The 22492-nt window shown below is 43.2% G+C and carries 18 protein-coding genes; 11 read left to right on the top strand and 7 right to left on the bottom strand.

Annotated elements, in window-relative coordinates; translation table 11 throughout:
• Nucleotides 1–135: 135 nt before the first annotated feature.
• A complete protein-coding gene (rluA, locus tag M1F14_RS07825; protein WP_166685719.1) occupies nucleotides 136–789 on the top strand; it encodes a bifunctional tRNA pseudouridine(32) synthase/23S rRNA pseudouridine(746) synthase RluA in 654 nt (217 codons plus the stop codon).
• A 468-nt stretch (nucleotides 790–1257) separates the two neighbouring features.
• Complete coding sequence (locus M1F14_RS07820; protein ID WP_181468731.1) at nucleotides 1258–3996, top strand: winged helix-turn-helix domain-containing protein; 2739 nt, start codon at nucleotides 1258–1260, stop codon at nucleotides 3994–3996.
• Here the strand turns inward: M1F14_RS07820 and M1F14_RS07815 are convergent.
• Nucleotides 3973–5160 (bottom strand): MFS transporter, encoded by a 1188-nt coding sequence (locus tag M1F14_RS07815; protein ID WP_181468732.1) that lies wholly within the window; start codon nucleotides 5158–5160, stop codon nucleotides 3973–3975. The two genes, M1F14_RS07820 and M1F14_RS07815, sit on opposite strands and share 24 nt — an antisense overlap.
• Nucleotides 5161–5352: 192 nt before the next feature.
• Between M1F14_RS07815 and M1F14_RS07810 the strand changes: the two genes are divergently transcribed.
• Both M1F14_RS07810 and M1F14_RS07805 read left to right on the top strand, forming a co-directional pair.
• Complete coding sequence (locus tag M1F14_RS07810) at nucleotides 5353–6135, top strand: SDR family NAD(P)-dependent oxidoreductase (protein ID WP_232370497.1); 783 nt, start codon at nucleotides 5353–5355, stop codon at nucleotides 6133–6135.
• Between the two features lie 212 nt (nucleotides 6136–6347).
• The gene (locus M1F14_RS07805; protein WP_181468734.1) at nucleotides 6348–7148 is read left to right on the top strand and encodes a nucleotidyltransferase domain-containing protein; all 801 of its coding nucleotides are present in this window, start codon (nucleotides 6348–6350) and stop codon (nucleotides 7146–7148) included.
• Between the two features lie 357 nt (nucleotides 7149–7505).
• On the opposite strand, the gene djlA is transcribed toward M1F14_RS07805, so the two are convergent.
• Nucleotides 7506–8321 (bottom strand): co-chaperone DjlA, encoded by an 816-nt coding sequence (djlA, locus tag M1F14_RS07800; RefSeq protein ID WP_042846004.1) that lies wholly within the window; start codon nucleotides 8319–8321, stop codon nucleotides 7506–7508.
• 181 nt (nucleotides 8322–8502) lie between these two features.
• Here djlA and lptD point away from each other — a divergent pair, with 181 nt between their 5' ends.
• The 6 genes from lptD (at nucleotide 8503) to apaH (ending at nucleotide 15355) form a co-directional block, all read left to right on the top strand.
• Nucleotides 8503–10875: an LPS assembly protein LptD gene (gene lptD, locus M1F14_RS07795; protein WP_042846392.1), complete on the top strand. Its 2373-nt coding sequence runs from the start codon at nucleotides 8503–8505 to the stop codon at nucleotides 10873–10875.
• A gap of 152 nt (nucleotides 10876–11027) precedes the next feature.
• Entirely contained in the window at nucleotides 11028–12347 is a 1320-nt protein-coding gene (surA, locus tag M1F14_RS07790; protein WP_042846006.1) for a peptidylprolyl isomerase SurA, read from the top strand.
• Nucleotides 12328–13323 (top strand): 4-hydroxythreonine-4-phosphate dehydrogenase PdxA, encoded by a 996-nt coding sequence (gene pdxA, locus M1F14_RS07785; RefSeq protein WP_181468735.1) that lies wholly within the window; start codon nucleotides 12328–12330, stop codon nucleotides 13321–13323. Before surA ends, pdxA begins: the two co-directional genes overlap by 20 nt.
• Nucleotides 13320–14129, top strand: a complete 810-nt coding sequence (gene rsmA, locus M1F14_RS07780) for a 16S rRNA (adenine(1518)-N(6)/adenine(1519)-N(6))-dimethyltransferase RsmA (protein WP_042846010.1) — start codon at nucleotides 13320–13322, stop codon at nucleotides 14127–14129. The genes pdxA and rsmA overlap by 4 nt, the downstream gene beginning before the upstream one ends.
• Nucleotides 14130–14147: 18 nt before the next feature.
• Complete coding sequence (gene apaG / locus M1F14_RS07775) at nucleotides 14148–14525, top strand: Co2+/Mg2+ efflux protein ApaG (protein WP_042846012.1); 378 nt, start codon at nucleotides 14148–14150, stop codon at nucleotides 14523–14525.
• A gap of 2 nt (nucleotides 14526–14527) precedes the next feature.
• A complete protein-coding gene (gene apaH / locus M1F14_RS07770) occupies nucleotides 14528–15355 on the top strand; it encodes a bis(5'-nucleosyl)-tetraphosphatase (symmetrical) ApaH (RefSeq protein WP_042846014.1) in 828 nt (275 codons plus the stop codon).
• A 58-nt stretch (nucleotides 15356–15413) separates the two neighbouring features.
• Here the strand turns inward: apaH and folA are convergent, their stop codons facing one another.
• Nucleotides 15414–15908 (bottom strand): type 3 dihydrofolate reductase, encoded by a 495-nt coding sequence (gene folA, locus M1F14_RS07765; RefSeq protein WP_042846016.1) that lies wholly within the window; start codon nucleotides 15906–15908, stop codon nucleotides 15414–15416.
• Nucleotides 15909–16156: 248 nt separating this feature from the next.
• Here folA and M1F14_RS07760 point away from each other — a divergent pair, with 248 nt between their 5' ends.
• Entirely contained in the window at nucleotides 16157–16771 is a 615-nt protein-coding gene (locus M1F14_RS07760) for a LysE family translocator (RefSeq protein WP_042846017.1), read from the top strand.
• Nucleotides 16772–17024: 253 nt separating this feature from the next.
• Here the strand turns inward: M1F14_RS07760 and M1F14_RS07755 are convergent, their stop codons facing one another.
• From M1F14_RS07755 to parC, 4 genes are all read right to left on the bottom strand, one after another.
• Entirely contained in the window at nucleotides 17025–17468 is a 444-nt protein-coding gene (locus tag M1F14_RS07755; RefSeq protein WP_042846019.1) for a GNAT family N-acetyltransferase, read from the bottom strand.
• A 134-nt stretch (nucleotides 17469–17602) separates the two neighbouring features.
• Nucleotides 17603–19009, bottom strand: coding sequence for a cell division protein FtsP (gene ftsP, locus M1F14_RS07750; RefSeq protein ID WP_042846021.1), 1407 nt, complete (start codon nucleotides 19007–19009; stop codon nucleotides 17603–17605).
• A 356-nt stretch (nucleotides 19010–19365) separates the two neighbouring features.
• Nucleotides 19366–20103 carry a 1-acylglycerol-3-phosphate O-acyltransferase gene (locus M1F14_RS07745; RefSeq protein WP_042846393.1) on the bottom strand — a complete coding sequence of 246 codons (738 nt, stop codon included), beginning with the start codon at nucleotides 20101–20103 and terminating at the stop codon, nucleotides 19366–19368.
• Between the two features lie 113 nt (nucleotides 20104–20216).
• A complete protein-coding gene (parC, locus tag M1F14_RS07740) occupies nucleotides 20217–22472 on the bottom strand; it encodes a DNA topoisomerase IV subunit A (RefSeq protein ID WP_042846022.1) in 2256 nt (751 codons plus the stop codon).
• Nucleotides 22473–22492 lie beyond the last annotated feature (20 nt).

The raw sequence follows: 22492 nt of genomic DNA, 5'->3' as shown, positions 1-22492 counted from the left end.
GATGTATACACGGCAGCCCATTCATATCGATTATTATTAACGGTTTGAATTATAGCTAACCTAATTTAAAATCATGACTGACTTCTCCCTCATCTGAGGGAGAATTTTTTAAGAGCTTTGGGAGCTACATATTTTATGATGGAACCCTATCATCCCGCCATTGAACCTTGGCTATTTGTGTTATACCAAGATGACCACATTATTGTGGTGAATAAGCCAAGCGGGCTACTCTCTGTGCCGGGAAAAGCGCCAGAGCACCATGACAGCATTATGAGTCGTATTCAGCGTGATTTTCCTACGGCAGAATCTGTCCACCGTCTGGATATGGCGACGAGTGGCGTAATGGTTGTTGCCCTGCATAAAGCCGCAGAACGGGAGCTTAAACGCCAATTTAGGGAACGGGAGCCGAAAAAAGTCTATATTGCTCGAGTATGGGGCCATTTAGAAAAAGAAGAAGGCTTAATTGATTTACCACTAATTTGTGATTGGCCAAACCGCCCTAAGCAAAAGGTGTGTTTTGAAACGGGGAAATCAGCTCAAACGCAATACCAAGTTTTGCAATATGAAGAGCAAGCAACTCGCGTTAAGCTTTCACCAATTACAGGCCGCTCCCATCAATTACGGGTACATATGTTGGCTTTAGGGCACCCTATCCTTGGTGATCGCTTCTATGCTCACGATGAGGCAAAATCCCTAGCACCACGCTTACAGTTACATGCTCAGGAGTTATATATCACTCATCCTGAATATGGCACACCAATGCATTTTACCTGCCAACCCGATTTTTAATATTATTTAATCGGTTGATTACCCCCTATCCTTGACTTGTTTGCCCCGCAGCCAATAATGCTGCGGCGTAAAACATCAAGGTTTTTTGTTACGCCCCTGATATGACATTATGCTAAAGCCCTCTGCGGATAACCGTTTACGTAACGTTCAATAAGCTACACTATTTCAACTTTGTTCGAAGATAACTTAGGTTCTGCGATAAGATTTCATTATTTTGCAATGCCTAATTTTGTAGGCCTTTTAAGCTTTTCAGTTCTCTATACAAGCCGTTTAGTGCCTAATGTGGGCATGGTTTCTCCACATGCTTCTATTCAATGATATGGTACTTTATATAACTCATCTGGATGTGATGAAAAATCCCCCATGTTATCATTGTTGAATTAACTACTGCGCAATACGACAGGTTGCCCCTGATTTTATACTACCACTGCTCTACAACAGAGGCTCCTGACAAAAGAGAGTGACGCCATGAAATCTACCGATGAAATCCGCTTCGCTGAGTGGCAAATCTGGCCTCAATTAAGGGTCCTACTGCACCGCGGTAAGCCGGTTAAAATTTCGGCCAGAGCCTTTGATGTACTGATTGTTCTGGTCAGTGCAGAAGGTCAAGTGGTCAGTAAAGACAGGTTGCTTACTCAGGTATGGGGGAATGAAATTGTTGAGGAAAATAATCTTCAGGCGCAAATTTCTGCGATCCGTCGCGTACTTGGTGACGATCGTAATCTTCTAACGACTGAATTTGGTTCCGGATACCGTTTTAAACGTTTGCCCAGCCCCGAAGTAATATTGCCAGAGCACTCCAGAAAATCACCCGTTGTATTCCCTTTTCTGACATCAATTTTAGGGCGAGACCAAGCAGTGCAGGAGATCTGCAACTTAATCCGTCAGCACCCTCTAGTAACCATCACCGGTCCAGGCGGCGTGGGTAAGACGCGTCTTGCTTGGGAAGTCGTTAACCTCGTCCGGACAAGGTACCCAGATGGCGTTTGTGTGGCTGAACTGGCACACATTTCCGATGCCTCCAGTCTTCTTTCTGTTTTCTCACAGGCCTTACATTTGCCACTGACCGCAGCTCATAATAGTTGTGATTTATCTCACCAACTTGCCCAACGCCAATGTTTGCTGATGATTGATAATGGTGAGCATGTTATTAAAGAATTAAAACCAGTAATTACTCGGCTACTGAATGCAGCGCCACATATTACCATGTTGCTTACCAGTCAGGAGGCAACAGAGATTGCGGGTGAGCAACAGTACCGCCTACCGCCACTCCAAGTTCCGCAAAAAGAAGAGTCCAACTTACAACGCCTACTAACATTTCCCAGTATCCGCCTGTTTATTGAACGAGCTCAGGCTCAGCAATTTGGTTTTCATCCGTCAGATGCTGACCTGCCGGTGATAGGTGAATTATGCCGTCACCTTGACGGTCTCCCCCTAGCAATTGAACTTGCAGCCTCTCGGTTACCCATTATGAGTGTCAGCGAGATTTATCATTGTCTGGAAGATCGTTTTCAGCTTCTGAATCACAGTCAAAGCGTTCGAGTATCCCGACATCAAAAAATCAAGACTACACTGGAGTGGACTTATCAATTACTCAATCCACGAGAACAGACATTATTCTGCTCTTTGGGGATCTTCACCGATATGTTCACAGTAAACGCTGTTATCGATTTCTTGCAGACTGCTAAAGAAAATAGTTGGCAGGTTGTCGATGACCTCCAACGGTTGCTCTCCCTGTCACTGATTCAGGTCAGCACTCAGGTACCTGTTACTCATTTTCGTTTACTGGAAACCCTCCGTCAGTTCGCCTGTGATAAACTCAGGCAGCAAGGAGAATACCCAAGGCTTGTGGCTCGGTTTGCTGACTATTGCCACCATCAAGCGGAGCAAGCTCAGCACGATTGGTATAGACTGCCAACAGAACAGTGGCGAACACGTTATGATCCTATCCTTAATGATTTACGCAGTGCTTTGCAGCGCACCTTAACTGAAGGAGCTGATCCTGCCAAAGGACTTAAAATATTACAGGCCATGACGCCATTCTGGATTGAATATTCACTTTATAATGAATGCCAGCGTCATATTTATCCGCTGCTTAGTGAAGTACGTTTGCAGGAGGTTTTAACATTACATCAAAGAATGAATCTCAGCGCAGCAGCGGGTAAAGCATCCACTTGGGCAAAAGGCCCCACACCTGAAACGCGCGTCACTTGGCAAACAGCGTTGTCACTAGCAGAACAACTCAACGATAACGAAATCCGCTTACAAGCTTATTACGGGCTATGGTTGTATTACTTACGAACTGGAAAATTGGACCTGTCGCTTCATCATGCGCAGTCAATGTGTACACTCGCTCGTGCAATTAATGATACTAACGCACTGGCTACAGGGTTGCGAATTTTGGGTGTATCTTGGCATTTTTTGGGTCAGCATGCCCTCGGTCGCGATTATCTGCAACAATCACTGGACAGATTTGCCATTGACGGTTCCAACCACGCTTTTCGTTTTGGACTCGATCAAGAGACCGCCGGTGAGGCATTTTTATCCCGTGTACTATGGGTGCAAGGTGAGTATAGAGCAGCTAAACAGGTTGCATGGCGAGCCGTGAAAAAAGCGGCGCGTTTACAACATGTTTGTTCGCTGTGCTGTGCTCTGGCTGAGGGTGCCTGCATGACAGCAGCGTTAAATCGCAACCCACGCTGGGTAAGAAAAGCCGCTATCTGGCTTATTGAACTGGCTGAAAAACATGATCTCTATTTTTGGAAAACCTACGGTGAGTTGTTTCTCCATTGGGCTGAGCAATTCAGGCATACCAATATCAAGCAAACGACATTATTTAGCTCATTGCGTGCCGTGGGATTAGACTGGCAGTACTCCCCTTTATTATCCGAAATAGATGCCAGACTTTCGCAACAAACTCCGCATGAAAACTGGTGTACTCCCGAATTAATACGTCTTGCCACAATACATCTTCCCCCCTACGCCCAGCGCCAGAAACTGGAGCTGGCACTGAATAAAGCATACCAGCAACAGGCATATGGCTGGGCTTTACGCATTGTTTGCTCACTAGCGACGCTACTGATTGAAACTGATGACAACGTGGCGGCAAAACAGTTAATCACGGAGGTGTTAAGCCATATCGATGATTCTCAACACTCAGCAGATATTAGAAATGCTGTCGTGCTATGTGCCCGTCTGAAAGGATGACAGTTTACGTCTGATAGCGATTAACATACCCAGCATCACAAGCCCGGCCCCAGCAGTAACGATCAAAGTCCAGTTATGCGTGGTCTCCCATAGCCAAGTGGCTGTCAGTGATCCGCATGCCCCACCAATAAACATGACACACATAAAGAGTGTATTAAGGCGGTTTCGTGCATCGGGGCTCAAAGAATAAATAGTGTGCTGATTTGCAATCAGGACACATTGTTCCCCCGCATCCAATAGCAAAACCCCCACTGCCATACCCGCTATGCTGTTCCAACCCCAGAAAACAACCCAAGCCAGCAGCATGAGTACTACGCCTAAAATGACCATTCGAAAAGGTCCTTGACGGTCACTGACACTTCCTGCCAGAGGCGCGCACAGAATTCCGATTAACCCCAACGCTGCCAGAGACCCAGTAATACCCGCACCGTAATGGTAGCGGTGGGCTAGCCAGAAAGGAAGCACCGTCCATAGCATGCTGAAGGAAGCAAATAACAGTGCCTGTGTCAGCGTGGCATTCCGCAGTTGTGGCTCATTTTTCCACATCAGCCCTAAGGAGCGCAGTACAGCGAGATAGTTAAATTTTTGAGTGGGTAACTCCTGAGAAGGCAAAATACGAGCGATGAAAAATATCGCCAGCAATGTCATGATCGCACCCGATAAAAAGACCCCTCGCCAATCAAAATACTGACCGATAAAGCCGCCAATAGCCCGCCCCGCTAAAATCCCTGCTAGCACACCACTCATTACCATACCCACCGTTTTCCCGCGTGAGGAGCTTCTCGATAGTGAAGCTGCAAGCGGCACTATCTGTTGGGCGACGGTTGCAGCAATGCCCGTTATAAAGGAGAAGAATACCAGTACTGATGCCGTTGGAGACAATATCATGCCAATCAGCGCCAAAAACAGCACTTGTGCCTGACGCAGGATAAGTCGTTGACGCTCGATATAATCGCCCAGCGGGATCAGCAAGAACAAGCCTACCGCGTAACCTAACTGGGTAGCCATAGGGATCAAAGAAACCGCTTTCCATTCTTTAGGAAAAGAACCGGCGATCAGATTTAGAACAGATTGATTAAAATAAATATTAGCGACTACGATACAGCAAATAATCGCCAACATTAGGGTCTTGCCCGAAGAAAGCTCGTGGCTATCAGCGCACATGTTCACACCTCATTCTAAACTCAGTGCTACCTACTCTATGCAATGCCAATTCTCGATTCTTTGACCTCTTTTTTCAGACGTCTGAATTTTGTTCCCCAAGTCTCTGAAACAAAAAGTTGCTACTAATGTTGTTCACTTAATCACTAGGAATAATGTAAGGAGCTAAAAATGGATTTAAAACTGGCTGGAAAAGTGGCTCTAGTAACTGGGGCTCGAACTGGTATTGGTTTCAGCATTTGCGAAGAACTGGCAGCGAATGGTGTGCATCTGGTCATGGTTGCTAGACAAAAAGCAGAATTGATATTGGCAGCGCAAAAAATCACAGATAAATACGGTGTAACAGCTTTACCTATTGCTGGGGACGTGACCGATCCTGAATTGCCAGAATTGGTGGTAAAACAAGCCGAAAGTATTTTTCAGCACATTGATTTGCTCGTAAATAATGCAGGAAGAGCCCATGCGGGCACGCTGCTAACCACATCAGAAGAAGAATGGCAGTCGATGACGGAGACTAAGTTTTCCGCAATGCGACGTTTTTGTAAGGCAGTCATACCCAGAATGCAGGCCCGAAACTGGGGCCGCATTGTGAATATCTCATCTATCGGCGGAATATATCCAAACTCCCAACTGACTGTTTCACATGCCCTGAGCGCGGCAATCAATAACCTGACCCGTAGCTTGGCACTGAGTGTTGCGCCTGATGGAATTTTGGTCAACGCGGTGGGGGTGGGCGCTGTCACTACAGATAACTGGGCCCAGAATATGCTGCCGAATGTCCGTAATCGTCGCCCTGAGCTGGCTGACAAAACTGATAAAGAGGTCATGGCATTACTAGGTAAAGAAAAAACGCCTGTAGGCCGTTTTGGATTACCAGAAGATATTGCGGCAATAACCGCATTCTTACTTTCTGATCGAAATCAGTTTGTTACCGGTCAGACCATTGAAGCTTCAGGTGGAGCTGACCGATTTATGTAATATGCAGGATATCCCTTGCAAACACTGGCTGATTCATGAGTATTTTCAGGTCAGCCAGCGTGACAAAATAAACAGTGTAGGGCTATACAGAAGAATTTATCGCTTAAGAAAAACTCTCCAAAGAGATGACTACGCCTTACAAAATATCTAGCCTAAATATATAGAACTCGTTAAGCTGTAATGCTTTGTGTTTTTTGTGAACAGGAAAAAATATGCTAAGTATGTTACCCGATTTACACAGAATTTTTACAGAGCAGCTCAAGCTAAAATTACAGTCTGACTCGCGGATCCACTCCCTTCTCGCTGGTGGCTCGATTATCCATGGCGGATTTGATAAATACTCCGACTTGGATTTTGTCGTTGTGGTAGACACTCTCTACTACGACGAAATAATGGCACAGCGCTTTGTGTTCGCTGGGACACTGGGGCATCTGCTGCATGCTTTCACTGGGGAGCATGTCGGAGAACCTCGCCTACTTATATGCCTGTATGGCCCTGAACTCCTCCATGTCGACCTAAAATTTGTCACAATGGAAATGCTCACTCAACGTGTCGAAGAGCCAGCGGTATTATTTACCCGTGATAACCGCGCTTTAGAGCGACAGCTAGCAAAATGTAGTGCTCACTGGCCTAATATGACGCCAGAGTGGTTTGAGTCCCGAGCTTGGATCTGGCTTCATTATGCAGTGACTAAACTGGGAAGGGGCGAACTCTTTGAAGCGATTGGTATGCTGTCATTTTTCCGGGAGCAAGTGCTGGGGCCTATGCTGAACCGCCGTGCTAATCTACCTCAACGTGGGGTTCGCCGCATTGAGCTCCACAATATTGATCCTGAAAATCTGCTACCGCCCACGCTGGCAACGCACGACCATAACGCCGTTAGCATTGCAATAAAAAAGGCTATTAACGCTTACATCAATCTGCGAGCTGATGCTCTGCCTGAAAATATCGCAGATGATGCAGCACGACACGCGCTCCTTGCCATGCTGGAAGAGTACTCTAATATAGTTTAAGTCCATACTTCCTGTCTCTTACACTTTAATCACGTAAGCGACCAGAAAGTGTAATCACTATCCAAATCACGGGATGGACGTCTAGACCTTAAATGGTTCTATAAGGACAAATCCATCCTGATTCAAATGCAACGTTTGCACCTCGCTCAAAGTGGCTATCACACCAACTGAAAAATGGGCTTAACATAGGATGTTTTCCGTTTTCTAGGCGAACCTTGTTAATGGCTTTTACGAGTTATACGTTTGAAAATACTAAAAAACTTGCCAGCGCTGCTATATTAGATGCCCCTGTGGGATACCTAGTAACACTATCTGCCGCAGCCAACAATGCTGCGACGCAAAATATAACGGGGAAATTTATTTGAAGCCCAGCTCCTTCTTGACTAGGTCATAAGCCGCTTGAATTGATTGGGCTTTTTGTTTAGCAATTTCCATCATTTCAGGGGGTAAACCTTTCGCCACCAGCTTATCTGGGTGATGTTCACTCATTAATTTACGGTAAGCACGTTTAATTTTTGTAGGGTCATCGCTAGGAGACACACCAAGCACTTTACAGGCATCTTCTAAGGTTGGGCCATTAGATTGTTGATAATAGCCCCCAGATTGCTGCTGAGAGTACCCTTGGCCAAATTGGCGACCACTTTGAATCATATCTAAGAACTGCTCAAATTGGGCTTTTGAAATCCCTAACTCTTCCGCGATAATAAACAACACTTTTCTTTCATTCGGATGCAACTGCCCATCCGCAAAAGCGGCTTGTAATTGAATTTCCAGAAACATCTGAATTAAGTCAAAACGACCATAGCAGGCCATACGTAATTGCTTTAATACATCACGTAATGGGAAGTCAGGAGATTTACCTTCTCTAAATGCCTGTTGGGCAGCTTTTCGGGTCTCTCCATGCAATTGCATTCTATCCATCAAATTTGATGCAAGCTGAATATCTGTCTCAGTTACACGGCCTTTCGACTTCGTTAAATGACCTAAAATTTGGAAGGTACTCGCAAAGAAAATGATTTGCCGATCACGTTTGTTCATCGCCCCAGCGAACTTACGTTGTATCGATGCTTTATCAAAACCGTGCCCAATAATTAGCCCTACTAGCGCCCCCCAAAAGCCCAATCCAGAGACGATTGCGAGTACAACGCCAATAATTTTACCCCAATAGTGCATATATCCCTCAATTCTTCAATGCTCAGAATGCAATTTTGCATTATCATACTATTCATTCTGCTCTATGCATAACTACCCGCGCGTAAAGTTTTTTACATTATACTGGCGCAAAGTGGTTGGCTAAGTTAGTCTTTGAGCGTTTGCTGGCTGTGCCAATTATGACGGAACCGCATATTTAATGATGAAAAAAAGCTATCCAACACTACTTGCCACCATGGTATGGGCGGCAATTTATAGTCAGCAAGCACATGCTGACCTTGCACAGCAGTGTATGCTGGGTGTCCCTGTATATACAAAACCTATTGTAAAGGGTGACCCCAACAACCTGCCTATTCACATAACTGCTGAAGATGTCCGTGGCGAATACCCTAATTTTGTTGAATATGACGGTAATGTCGATATTCAACAAGGGAACCAGACATTAACCGCCGATAACGTCAAACTCACCCAAACAGAAACGGCGGGTGAGCCTCCTGTACGTGAAGTGACCGCAACCGGTAATGTTCATTACGATGATCCGCAAATTATCTTAAAAGGCCCTTCAGCATGGTCGAATTTAGATAACAAAAATACCGATGTAAATGATGGTAACTACATGATGGTAGGCCGTCAGGGACGTGGTGACGCAACAAAAATGAAGATGCGTGATGAAAACCGTTATTCCATTATGGAAAATGGGACTTTCACCACCTGCTTACCCGGCAATAATAGCTGGAGCGTTGCTGGTTCAGAAGTAATTATCGACCGAGAAGAAGAAGTCGCTGAAATTTGGCATGCGCGCTTTAAAGTTGGTGATGTGCCAATTTTTTATAGCCCATATATGCAGTTGCCTATTGGTAACAAGCGTCGTTCCGGTTTCTTAATTCCAACAGGTAGCTATTCAACTAATGACGGTTTAGAGTTTTCTTTACCTTATTATTGGAATATTGCACCGAACTACGATGCAACTATCACCCCACAGTTTATGACACACCGTGGTGTTAAGTTAAATAATGAATTCCGTTATCTAATAACACCAGGAACAGGTACCGTTGCATTTGACTTTCTGAAGCATGACAGAGCCTACAGTAAAGATAAAGAACGTGGTAAACGTGAAAAGCGTGACAGCGATGACCGCTGGTTATTCTACTGGCGCCATTCAGGTACCTATGCAGGGCATTGGAATTTTAGCTCAGACTATACCAAAGTAAGCGACCCAAGCTACTTTACAGATTTTAGTTCCCAATACGGTAGTACCACTGATGGTTATGCCACCCAAAAATTCAGTGCCGGTTATTCAGATACTAACTGGAATGCTAAAGTCACCCACAAGCAGTTCCAGATCTTTGCTGATAACCCAAACAAACGCGCATATAAAGCGGAGCCGCAAGTTGACTTTAATTATTATAAAAATAATTTAGGCGCTTTCGATTTTCATACCTATGCGCAAGCGGCTCGTTTTACTAGTGTGGGTAAAAACAACCCTGATGCAACACGTTTACACTTCGAACCTGAGGTGAACCTGCCATTATCAAATGGCTGGGCAAATATGAACAATAGCATTAAATTGTATGCTACCCATTACGACCAAGACATACCCCGCTCTAATACTGATAAAAATTTAGAGAAAAATGTAAGCCGTGTTCTCCCAATGTTCAAAAGTGACGCAAAAGTCGTTTTTGAGCGCGACCTCTACCAAGGAAGCGATTTTATACAAACATTAGAGCCACGCGTACAGTACCTGTATATTCCGTATAAAGATCAGGACAATATCAATAACTTCGATTCCTCATTATTACAATCGGATTACAGCGGTTTGTTCCGTGACAGAATATACAGTGGTCTTGACCGTATAGCCTCAGCAAATCAGCTTACTACGGGTGTTACAACTCGCCTCTATGATGATAGTTTAGCTGAGCGCTTTAATTTCTCCGTTGGGCAAATTTATTATTTCGAACGCCCTCGTGCGGGTGACTCTAACCGCCCAATTGATGATAAAAGTAATACCGGTTCCTTATTATGGGCCACTGATACCATGTGGCGCATCGATGATAATTGGGGAATGCGCGGTGGTTTACAGTATGACCGTCGTCTAGGCAATGTCACTATGGGGAACGCTGTTGCAGAATATCGTTTAGATGCAGATAGATTAGTTCAGTTGAACTACCGTTTTGTTGACCGCGATTATATTCAAGCAACCTTCCGCCGTGATGATGTGGCAAATGGTGGCTACACCTATACCCTACCTGAATATCAACAAGGTATTTCACAGGTAGGTACGGTTGTTAGTTGGCCATTGAATGATCGCTGGGGTTTTGTCGGCTCATATTATTATGATACAAAACAAAAACAATCCGCGAGCCAACTGGTTGGGTTGCAATATAATACCTGTTGTTGGGCAGTCAACCTTGGCTATGAACGTAAGATTGTCGGTTGGCAAAAAGAAAAGTTCAGCAGCGAATATGATAATAAATGGTCAATCAATGTGGAACTTAGAGGCCTAAATAACAATCATAGTTTAGGTAGTCAGGAAATGTTGAGCCGAGGTATTATGCCTTATCAACGTGCTTTCTGATAACAAATAGCATCGTTTATTCTGAATAATTTGAGATGCATTTACTCTAAATACTTCGAGGTGCAGTCAACAACACTGCAACTCGAAGTATGGCGAGTAAACACGTATTAGCCCGCATTTTGCGGAATCAAAGTCAATATTATAGGACCATTATGAAGAATTGGAGAACGCTTATTCTGGGACTGATGTTCGCAAGCTCTGCTGCCTTGGCTGCGCCGCAGCAAATGGATAAAGTAGCTGCGGTCGTCAACAACGGAGTTGTGCTGGAAAGTGACGTCCAGAATATGATCAATACGGTAAAAGTGAACGCTCAGAACGCACGCCAACAGGTGCCTGATGATCAAACCCTGCGTCATCAGATCCTTGAGCGTCTAGTTATGGATAACATCATCTTGCAGATGGCTAACCAGATGCAGATAAACATTCCAGAAGAAGCCGTGAATGCGACCATCGCTGATATTGCTCGCCAGAACGGTTTAACTCTGGAGCAAATGCAAAAGCGTTTAACTGCTGATGGCATCAATATGGCTCAATATCGCAGTGAAATTCGTAAAGAGATGCTGATCGCTGAAGTGCGTAATAATGAAGTACGCCGCCGTGTGACAATTTTACCGCAAGAAGTTGATTCTCTTGCTGAACAAATGAGCTCACAAGCAAACTACGAAATGGGGGTTAATCTCAGCCATATCTTAATCCCATTATCCGAAAACCCAACTCAAGAACAGTTAAAAACAGCGGAAGCGTTAGTAGACAAAATCTTAACTGAACTGAAAAAAGGTGGGGATTTTGGTAAATTAGCGATTGCCTACTCAGCAGACCCGCAAGCGCTGAAAGGCGGCAATATGGGTTGGTCACGTTTACAAGAATTGCCAGTTGTCTTTGCTGAACAATTAAAAAATGCGAAAAAAGGCAATATTGTCGGCCCAATTCGCTCTGGTGTTGGTTTCCATATTTTGCGCGTAAATGATGTCAGTGGTGGTAGCCAACCGATTTCTGTAACAGAAGTAAAAGCACGCCATATTTTGATTAAATCATCTCCAATTATGGATGATACTCAAGCTAGACAGAAACTAGTGAAAATAGCCCAAGATATCCGTTCTGGCGCAATCACATTTGAAGATGCGGCAAAAGAGAATTCAGAAGACCCAGGTAGCGCCTTAAAAGGCGGTGAATTGGGTTGGAACATGCCGGATATCTATGACCCAGCATTCCGTGATGCTCTGATGAAATTAAACAAAGGTGAATTAAGCCAACCTGTTCCTTCAAGTTTTGGCTGGCACTTAATTCAATTAGAAGATACACGTAAGGTAGATAAAACAGATGCGGCACAAAAAGACCAAGCGTACCGCCTACTGTTTAACCGTAAATTTAATGAAGAAGCGCAAAGCTGGATGCAAGAGCAGCGGGCTTCTGCTTACGTAAAAGTCATCGATGGTCGTGACAACCAATCTAATGATGAAAAATCTAATTAAGCCTATTGTTATCACCCCCGGTGAACCTGCCGGGGTTGGTCCAGATTTGCTAATCCAACTCGCTCAGCAGGCATGGCCTGTTGAGTTAGTTGCATGCGCTGATCCAAACTTACTTATTGAACGCGCTAAAACGTTAAACTTACCACTCACTCTGACCGAATATGAATCAAGTAAGGCAGTAAAAGCCCATACTCCAGGTCATCTATCCATTATACCCGTTGACTTAAATACCCCGGCGAAAGCAGGCGTACTCAATGTGGCCAATGGTAGTTATGTGGTTGACACATTAGCACAAGCCTGTGATGGCTGTTTAAAGGGTGAATTTTCAGCGATTGTAACGGGGCCAGTGCATAAGGGCATTATTAATGATGCCGGTGTTCCCTTTAGTGGTCACACCGAGTTTTTTGCAGAACGTAGTGGTTGTGAGCGGGTCGTTATGATGCTAGCAACCGAAGAGCTTCGTGTTGCCTTAGCCACCACACACCTACCACTTAAAGATGTTTCAGGTGCCATCACGCAACAAAGTCTACGTGAAGTGATCACCATCTTACATCATGATTTACAAACAAAATTCGGTATTGAAAAACCTACAATCTATGTTTGTGGCTTAAACCCACATGCAGGTGAAGGTGGCCATATGGGTACCGAAGAAATTGACACCATCGAACCCGCACTTGAAAGCTTACGTGTAGAGGGGGTTCATCTCGTTGGGCCATTACCCGCGGATACCCTTTTCCAACCTAAGTATTTAGATCACGCAGATGCAGTTTTAGCAATGTATCATGATCAGGGTCTTCCTGTGTTAAAATACCAAGGTTTCGGCAGAGCGGTGAATATTACCCTCGGTCTGTCTTTTATCCGTACCTCTGTCGATCATGGCACTGCGCTTGAACTCGCGGGGACGGGTCATGCTGATGCGGGGAGTTTTATCACCGCATTAAAGTTAGCTATCCAAATGACATCTAAAAATACATGAATAATCGAGTCCATCAGGGGCACTTTGCCCGCAAACGTTTCGGGCAGAACTTTTTAACTGACCAGTTTATTATTGACAGCATCGTAGATGCAATGAACCCGAAACCGGGCCAATCCATTGTCGAAATTGGCCCTGGCTTAGGTGCCTTAACAGAACCGGTTGGTAGCCGAATCGACAAAATGACCGTCGTTGAACTCGACCGTGACCTCGCGGCACGGTTACACGTCCATCCGCAACTAAAAGATAAACTCACTATCATTCAGCAAGATGCGATGACTGTGGATTTCGGCGAGCTAGCAAAACAAGCAGGTCAACCCCTGCGGGTATTTGGTAACTTACCCTACAATATTTCTACCCCATTGATGTTCCACCTATTTACCTTTACTAACTCGATTGCAGATATGAATTTCATGCTGCAAAAAGAAGTGGTTAATCGGCTGGTAGCAGGCCCTGGGAGTAAGGCTTATGGTCGTTTAAGTGTCATGGCGCAATATTATTGCCATGTGGTTCCAGTACTCGAAGTGCCGCCAACAGCATTTACTCCAGCACCAAAAGTAGATTCTGCGATTGTGAGGTTAATCCCTCATCGTGAAAACCCTTATCCAGTAAAAGATATTAAATTCTTAAGTCGTATTACTACCCAAGCTTTTAACCAACGCCGTAAAACGATCCGCAATAGCTTAGGGGATTTATTTAGTGTTGAAGAGTTAACCAATTTGGGTGTTGACTTAGGTACCCGTGCAGAAAATATTTCTGTTGAACAATATTGCAAAATGGCAAACTATCTTTCTAACCGGTCAGAATAGTCTGTTGAAGGAGGCACTATGCTTAATGAACCAAATGTAAGCATCCAAGTTCAGAGTGTCTACATCGAAAGCCAATCTCAACCCGATATTGCAAGGTATGTGTTCGCTTATACCATCTGTATTCGCAATTTAGGGCGAGAACCCATCCAATTAATGAGCCGCTATTGGCTCATTACTAACAGTGATGGCCATAAAACTGAAGTTCAAGGTGAAGGCGTGGTGGGTGAACAACCCGTCATTCCTCCTGGAAAAGAATATCGTTACACCAGTGGTGCAATTCTTGAAACACCAATGGGAACGATGGAAGGTTATTACGTGATGCTAAGCACTCAAGGGGACCATTTTCACGTTGATATCCCCGCTTTTCGTCTTGCAATTCCAACATTGATTAATTAATTATGTCGACATATTTAGTAGGTGATATCCACGGTTGCTATCGTGAACTTCGTGAACTAATGGACAGGGTCAATTTTGATCCAAACCAAGACACATTATGGCTTACTGGTGACTTGGTTGCCCGAGGTTCTGGGTCACTGCAAGTTTTACGTTATGTTAAAAGTTTAGGTCCCGCGGTGCGTTTGGTTCTCGGTAACCATGATCTCCATCTTCTCGGGATCTACTGTAAAATTAGTCGTAATAAACCTAAAGATCACCTTGATGAATTATTGCATGCCCCTGATCTAGACGAACTAATCAATTGGCTACGTCGTCAACCTTTATTGCAAATTGATGAAGAAAGAAAAATAGTGATGACGCATGCAGGTATAACGCCACAGTGGGATATTGAAACCGCACGGATGTGCGCTAGGGAAGTCGAAGCCGTCCTTTCCAGTGATGCTTACCCGCTATTTATCGATTCAATGTATGGCGATATGCCAAATAATTGGTCGAGTAGTTTAATGGGGTTAGCACGCTTACGTTTTAGTACCAATGCTCTCACACGTTTACGCTACTGCTTCCCGAATGGGCAGCTTGATATGATTTGCAAAGAAAACCCTAAAAAAGCGCCCGCACCATTAAAACCTTGGTTTGATTTACCAAGTCAAATTCCTGAGGATTATTCGGTGTTCTTTGGCCATTGGGCATCCCTTGAAGGGAAATGTACACCAGATAACGTTTATGCTTTAGATACTGGCTGCTGCTGGGGTGGTGACCTAACCTTATACCACTGGGAAACAAAACAATTTTATCGCCAAAAATCACACCAAAAAAGCCGTAAAGAATAGTTTTGGCTCTATTAAAAACAAAATGGCGCATTAAGCGCCATTTTTGTGAAATGAAAATTTAAACTCTTTTGGTTAGTATCTCAAAACAATAGCCGTGCGTATTGTTTTCATCCGCTTCGTGATATTCGGTAAAAATCGAATCCCATTCATCTGGCTCATAAACTGGGAAATGAGTATCCCCAATGACTTCTGCATCAACATGAGTCAGGTATAATTTATTCGCTAGAGGTAAAAACTGCTGGTAAACCTTACCGCCACCAATCACCATGATTTCCTCAACATTCTCTACCGCTTGTGCAGCAGCTAGCGCTTCTTCCATAGAGGTCACCCAAACAACGTTAGAGTCTGCCCCTGGCTGGCTAGTTAATACGATGTTGACGCGTTGTGGTAATGGACGCCCGATTGATTCATAGGTGACACGCCCCATAATAACAGGCCTATTTAACGTATTTCGTTTGAACCACGCAAGATCACCGGGCAAATTCCAAGGCATCGCTTTTTCCATGCCGATAACCTGATCGATCGCCATTGCTGCGATTAAGCTAATATTCATCTACTCACCTTAGAAACTAATATAAAAATTGAGCACACTATACGGAAAGAGAATTGCTTCGTCGACTAAATTTAAGCTTCCTTAAACAGGTTTGAATCACTTATACTCGAATTGATAAATTTAGGACTAAAAATAACATTTAAAAACAAAAGAGATACCTCATCCTGCCTCAATTTACGGGTATTTAGCAAGGTATTGCAAATTCTAAAAATTGGGTTAGTAAGGGGCTATAGAAAAGAGAATATCCCATGTACGAAACCAGTATTATGATTGCCACCATAGCAACCCTAGGGATGCTATCGCCAGGTCCTGACTTCTTTTTAATTGTTAAAAATGCCGCACGATACCAACGTTCAGCGGCTCTCATGACAGCCTTTGGTGTTATTGCTGCAATTGCATTACATATGACTTACTGTGTCGCAGGCCTTGCAGTGCTCATTACCACCACCCCTTGGTTATTTAACATTTTAAAGTATGCAGGTGCAGCGTACTTAATTTGGATTGGTATTAAAAGCCTACTGCCACATTCAAGTCATTTAGTTGATTTAAATACTCGTAAACATGAGATTGTCTCGTTCAAAAAAGCCTTTATGCAAGGCTTTCTCTGTAATGTCCTGAACCCGAAAGCAACCCTTTTCTTCCTTGCTGTGTTTACTCAAGTATTGGACATCAATTCAACTGTTGGCGAAAAACTATGGTTTGCTTTTATTATTTGGGGGCTCGCCGTTATTTATTGGCCAATTTTAGTCTTTTTAATTCAAAGTGCCCCAGTTAGAAAAGGGTTAGCGAAAGTGCAAAAATATGTTGATAAAGTGCTGGGAGTTATTTTAATTGCTTTTGGAGTTCGCGTAGCGCTTAGTTAGTTCATTAAGATAAAATGCAAAAAACAATAGCCTAATTTATCTGTCTATACTGTTTATTGATTAACGATAGCTTATAAATTCCTTTCCTTTTTCAAAGGAACACAAATTCAATTTCTGATGACTTCCACTCTATTTAATAGGGTGGGAGACCCTTCGTACTATTAAAACGGCATAACTTTGTGTTACCGAATAAATTATTCTTTGATAGTTCAAGATAAAAAAGAGCCGCAATTTCCATGCGGCTCGCTGATTTTTAAACTAAGCAATATTGAGCTAAATTCTCCCCCCAATCTGCTAAGCCTTGGGAAACAAACCCTGTGCTTTGATAAAAATAGTGCGCAGTATTATTTTCTGAATGATAACCAACCATCAAAAAGGGAATATTCGCTGTATTTTCCTGCTGAATATCCGCTATCAACAAAGCCATTGCCTGCTTTGCATAGCCCTTACCTTGATGTTTTTCATCAATCATAAAACGATAAATCCAGTAATTACCATCATCGGTGTCAATACCATACATTAACATCCCAATCATCTCATCACGATGGCATATCCCTTTCACGACAAACCCCGTTAGAAATTGCACTTCAGCAATAGAATAAAGGTTCGACGCAATAAATGCGGATTGCGCTGGTGAAACCTGTAAATCTGCGCACTCTTCCCAATTTTCAGGGGTTAAAACAACCAATGTTACCATTAACTTCTCCTAGTGTTAGAGAAGCAAATACCTCTCTAACTAATGATTATTATACAATTTAACGCTCTAGCTCTTGTGTTTGGCATAATAACCTCCTTAATAGTTCTTATTGATGACATTGCTATTTCATTTAACTACTCTTGTGGTGAAACCACCAACTGACCCGCTGAACCTAAATCCGCTTTTTCCAAATTTTGGCTATAGAATAAGAATGGAAAATGGTTATACGAAGGTTGCATCATTTGAACTAACAACTCGGTACGACCATCTACCCATACGGTGTCTTTCCAACCATAATCTTCAGGCGGAGTCGGTTGACCATTGCGGTTCAGCACTTTAAACCTCACACCTTCAATATGAAACGCTTGCGGAACATTTGTTGTAATAACCCAACGTTCCCAATTTCCTTGACGGCTTGTCATATCGACTCTATTAGTATCAAGAACCGCATTATTAATACCAAAGCCGTCATTAAGGTGGATTTCACGTTGCATTATACTGGATGTAACTTGCGTTTTGTCTTCAGCTAATTGCGTTGGTAAGCCATCAGTCACTAACGACATCAAGCCTGTGGCTTTAATCGTCAACACATTAGTAGATATTAGGCTATTTGACGGCTCAAATAGACCTTTTACCCTGTCCATAAATGTTGCAGACTCGCCTGCTGTGATGGTTAACTCTTGAGTTTTCGCCATGTCAATCAGCACTTCTCGCCTTTCACCTGGGGCGAGTGGTAATGCTTGAACATTAACAGGCACAGTGAGTAAGCCTTGGTCTGATGCTATCATCGAAAATGGGCGACCATCACTAATTTTCATTACATAATGACGTGAATTCGATGCATTTAGCAACCGTAAACGCACCCATCCGCGAGAAACTTCGACATACGGGTCCTGAACACCATTAACTAATAAGGTATCGCCAAGAAAACCGTCTTCACTCGCTTTATATTCAGGCACACCAAAGTTATCTAGCCGCTTGTCTTGAATAATAATAGGAAAATCATCGACACCGTAGTGCTTAGGCAAACGCAAATTTTTAGTCACATCATCTTCTATAATCCACATGCCTAATAACCCATTGTGGACTTGTTCACCCATTTTTCCTTGGGTATTTGCATGATACCAAAGTGTCGCTGCATTTTGACGAATAGGGATCACGGGGGACCAATCTGCATTCGGTGAAATCAACCTTGCAGCCCCACCGATCTGGGTCCCCGGGATTTGTAACCCACTGATGGTCATTGAAACAGCTTCAGGCAATCTATTGCTATAAATTAGCTTTAAATCATCACCATTTTTGACTCTTACCGTTGGTCCTGGTGAAGAACCATTGATTCCCCAAATATCGGCTGAGTATTTCCCATCAAAAGACCAATGGATTTTTTGTAATGTCAAAAAGAGTGGCTGACCAGACCGAGATTCTAATAACGGTGGCACAGGTAAAGCTATCGCCCCCTCTGCGCTTACATTCATTGGCACATAGGACATACATAGAGCCAACCCTGCCGCTACAAGGGTTTGGCATCGATTGAATGACATAAATTCTCCGCTAAACAAAAATTCCAGCGCATTTTATTATTTAATATTAGAAACTTTCAGCCAATAACGCGGCTAATTTTGAATTGGCGCTAGCAAAATAACTACTTAGATACAACAATAAAGTACCGTAATATTATGTCAGCCATGATATCGCGAAAAAAGAGTAAATTCTAAAAATATCTTTCTAAAAATATAAAAATATAATTAATAGCTTTACAAGTAGTAGGGTTAATTAATTAAAAAGAAAAAATTATACGAAATGTGATTCAAATTTGATGGGCAAACTCGTTTTTGGATAATAATGCGGACAATAATTTTTACTGACCGCATTATTGAATATTAGGCTTAATAACGCATTATTTTTGGGATTGCTTCGCCATTTCAGCGACTTCTAAATCTAACTCTTTTATTTTAGCTTCCATTAAGGAATGGCAGAGTTCCGACAGTTCGCGGACCTGTTCACGGCTATACACTGACGTATCGATAGGATCTAGCATCTCAATGATCACATTACCGTTGTTCCAACGGTTTAGTTTAATCTTGCCTTGCGTACTAGAAACACAGACTGGCACGATAGGTACCCCAGCAGCGATAGCAGCATGAAATGCCCCCGTTTTAAAAGGCAATAGACCGCGCCCACGGCTGCGCGTCCCTTCTGGAAACATCCACACTGAAATTTTACGTTTTTTTATCTGATCCGCCACTTGAGTAATCGTATTATGTGCTTTAGAACGATTAGCGCGGTCAATTAGAATATTGCCAGTGATCCAATATAAAAAACCGAAAAATGGAATATAAACTAAACTTTTTTTGCCCACTGTTACCGTTCTTGGCTGCACACCATTTGACATGGTCACCATATCGTAATTGTTTTGGTGATTACCAATATAAATGCTTGGGCCATAGCTTTTGGCTTTTTCAGGGACACGGTTGATCACGTTAATCCCAAAAACTACAGATAACCGACCAAACATATGGCCAAACGTCATCACATGTTTTGGATTGCGTGGGCTAAATAGACAGTAAATACCGCCCCCGATACAAACAGCAAGCGTGTAGATAATAACTATAATCGCTCTAATCAGCGCTAACATACTAACCCCAAATTCAACGGGGCCATACAGCCCCAATCTATTAATATCACCCACTTATTCACCAATCAAATCTGACTGAGCAGTGAATAAATAGGAATTTATTACTTAACTAATTATTCAGCACCTAAAGGCTCAATATCAATACGTTCAATATTGTGCATTCCTCGCGGCAAGGAGGTCCCTTTGCGGCCGCGCTCTGAACGATATTTTTGCAGATCTTCAGCTTTAAATTTCAATTTTCGCTTACCAAAATGCAAAGTCATTGATGCACCTGTAGGTAAAATCATAAGCCAAGTCAACAAATCATCACCACTTGCAGCTTGAGCGCCAGCTATGTTGATAATTTTATTCCCTTTACCTTTCGACAGCTGTGGTAAATCTGAAACAGGGAATATTAACATACGCCCTGCTTTGGTTATTGCCAACAGCAAATCTTCTTGTTCATTATGTAGCTCAATGGGGGCTAACACTTTTGCGTTATCTGGTAACGAAATTAAAGCCTTACCTGCTTTGTTTTTGGTTACTAGGTCATTGAAAGTACAAATAAAGCCGTAACCAGCATCAGACGCCATCAAATATTTTTGCTCTTCAGGTGCCATTAACACATGTTCAATGGTTGCACCTGGTGGCAATGACAGTTTTCCTGTTAATGGCTCGCCTTGACTACGCGCTGATGGTAGTTCAAGCGGGTCAACAGAATAACTACGCCCTGTTGAATCAAGGAATACTGCGGCTTGGTTCGATTTGCCTCGAGCTGCGTCTTTAAAACCATCGCCAGCTTTGTAATTGAGGTTCGTCGGCTCTATATCATGGCCCTTAGCACTACGTACCCAGCCCATATCAGAAAGCACAACGGTAATAGGCTCTGAAGGGAGAATTTCATGCTCACTCATGGCCTTAGCTTCTTCACGCTCATGTAATGGTGAGCGGCGATCATCGCCATAAGCTTTAGCATCAGCCTGAATTTCTTTTTTAATTAAGGTATTTAATTTACGCTCTGACCCTAAGATACCTTGTAACTCATCACGTTCTTTTGCTAATTCATCTTGCTCACCACGGATCTTCATTTCTTCAAGCTTCGCTAAATGACGTAGTTTTAACTCTAAAATAGCTTCTGCTTGTGTATCCGTAATATTAAAGCGAGACATTAGGACAGCCTTTGGCTCGTCCTCTGTACGAATAATTTCAATAACTTCATCAATGTTAAGGTAAGCGATTAATAAACCATCTAAAATATGTAAACGCCTTAACACTTTGTCTAAACGGTGATTTAATCGATTACGAACTGTTTGGCGACGATAAGTAATCCACTCAGTTAAAATTTCAACTAACCCTTTAACTGAAGGACGATTGTCTAAGCCAATCATATTCAGGTTAACACGATAACTTCTTTCTAAGTCGGTAGTCGCAAATAAATGCGTCATCACTTGGTCAATATCAACACGATTACTACGCGGAACAATAACCAAACGAGTTGGGTTTTCGTGGTCAGATTCATCACGTAAATCTTCAACCATGGGTAGCTTTTTCGCGCGCATTTGGCTAGCAATTTGCTCTAATACTTTCGCGCCAGAAACTTGATGAGGCAACGCTGTTATCACTGCATTGCCGTCTTCTTTTTCCCACACAGCACGCATACGAACAGAACCACGGCCGTTTTGGTAAATTTTACGGATATCACTTTGTGAAGAAATAATTTCAGCTTCGGTCGGGTAATCAGGACCAGGAACAAACGCCATGATATCGTCAAGACCCAGTGTTGGTTTCTCCAACAATGCCACTAGCGCATTTGCCACTTCTCGGGCGTTATGAGGCGGAATATCTGTCGCCATCCCAACTGCAATGCCCGTTGTGCCATTTAATAAAATATTTGGCAGACGCGCCGGTAACATTTTAGGTTCGTTTAACGTACCATCAAAGTTAGGTACCCAATCAACCGTGCCATGAGCTAACTCGCTCAGCAAAACTTCCGCATACTTTGATAAGCGCGATTCGGTATAACGCATTGCTGCAAACGATTTAGGGTCATCCGGTGCTCCCCAGTTCCCTTGCCCGTCCACTAGTGGGTAACGGTAAGAAAACGGTTGAGCCATTAATACCATCGCTTCATAACACGCAATGTCACCATGTGGATGGTATTTACCTAGTACGTCACCGACAGTTCTTGCTGATTTCTTATATTTTGCTGTGTTGCTCAAACCAAGTTCTGACATGGCATACACAATGCGGCGCTGAACAGGTTTAAGCCCATCGCCAATAAAAGGTAATGCCCTATCCATGATGACGTACATCGAATAGTTTAGATAGGCATTTTCAGTAAAGGCATGAAGCGGTAGGCGCTCCACACCATCATGAGTAATTTCACTCATTTAATTAATTCCTTACGCTT

The sequence above is a fragment of the Providencia sp. PROV003 genome (assembly GCF_045040775.1).
Lineage (GTDB): Bacteria > Pseudomonadota > Gammaproteobacteria > Enterobacterales > Enterobacteriaceae > Providencia > Providencia huashanensis.
This window is presented reverse-complemented; position numbering and strand designations above follow the sequence as displayed.

Coding starts and splice junctions, on each gene's coding strand:
- rluA (WP_166685719.1), top strand. CDS start 136: ATGATGGAACCCTATCATCCCGCCATTGAACCTTGGCTATTTGTGTTA.
- M1F14_RS07820 (WP_181468731.1), top strand. CDS start 1,258: ATGAAATCTACCGATGAAATCCGCTTCGCTGAGTGGCAAATCTGGCCT.
- M1F14_RS07815 (WP_181468732.1), bottom strand. CDS start 5,160: ATGTGCGCTGATAGCCACGAGCTTTCTTCGGGCAAGACCCTAATGTTG.
- M1F14_RS07805 (WP_181468734.1), top strand. CDS start 6,348: ATGCTAAGTATGTTACCCGATTTACACAGAATTTTTACAGAGCAGCTC.
- djlA (WP_042846004.1), bottom strand. CDS start 8,321: ATGCACTATTGGGGTAAAATTATTGGCGTTGTACTCGCAATCGTCTCT.
- lptD (WP_042846392.1), top strand. CDS start 8,503: ATGAAAAAAAGCTATCCAACACTACTTGCCACCATGGTATGGGCGGCA.
- surA (WP_042846006.1), top strand. CDS start 11,028: ATGAAGAATTGGAGAACGCTTATTCTGGGACTGATGTTCGCAAGCTCT.
- pdxA (WP_181468735.1), top strand. CDS start 12,328: ATGATGAAAAATCTAATTAAGCCTATTGTTATCACCCCCGGTGAACCT.
- rsmA (WP_042846010.1), top strand. CDS start 13,320: ATGAATAATCGAGTCCATCAGGGGCACTTTGCCCGCAAACGTTTCGGG.
- apaG (WP_042846012.1), top strand. CDS start 14,148: ATGCTTAATGAACCAAATGTAAGCATCCAAGTTCAGAGTGTCTACATC.
- apaH (WP_042846014.1), top strand. CDS start 14,528: ATGTCGACATATTTAGTAGGTGATATCCACGGTTGCTATCGTGAACTT.
- folA (WP_042846016.1), bottom strand. CDS start 15,908: ATGAATATTAGCTTAATCGCAGCAATGGCGATCGATCAGGTTATCGGC.
- M1F14_RS07760 (WP_042846017.1), top strand. CDS start 16,157: ATGTACGAAACCAGTATTATGATTGCCACCATAGCAACCCTAGGGATG.
- M1F14_RS07755 (WP_042846019.1), bottom strand. CDS start 17,468: ATGGTAACATTGGTTGTTTTAACCCCTGAAAATTGGGAAGAGTGCGCA.
- ftsP (WP_042846021.1), bottom strand. CDS start 19,009: ATGTCATTCAATCGATGCCAAACCCTTGTAGCGGCAGGGTTGGCTCTA.
- M1F14_RS07745 (WP_042846393.1), bottom strand. CDS start 20,103: ATGTTAGCGCTGATTAGAGCGATTATAGTTATTATCTACACGCTTGCT.
- parC (WP_042846022.1), bottom strand. CDS start 22,472: ATGAGTGAAATTACTCATGATGGTGTGGAGCGCCTACCGCTTCATGCC.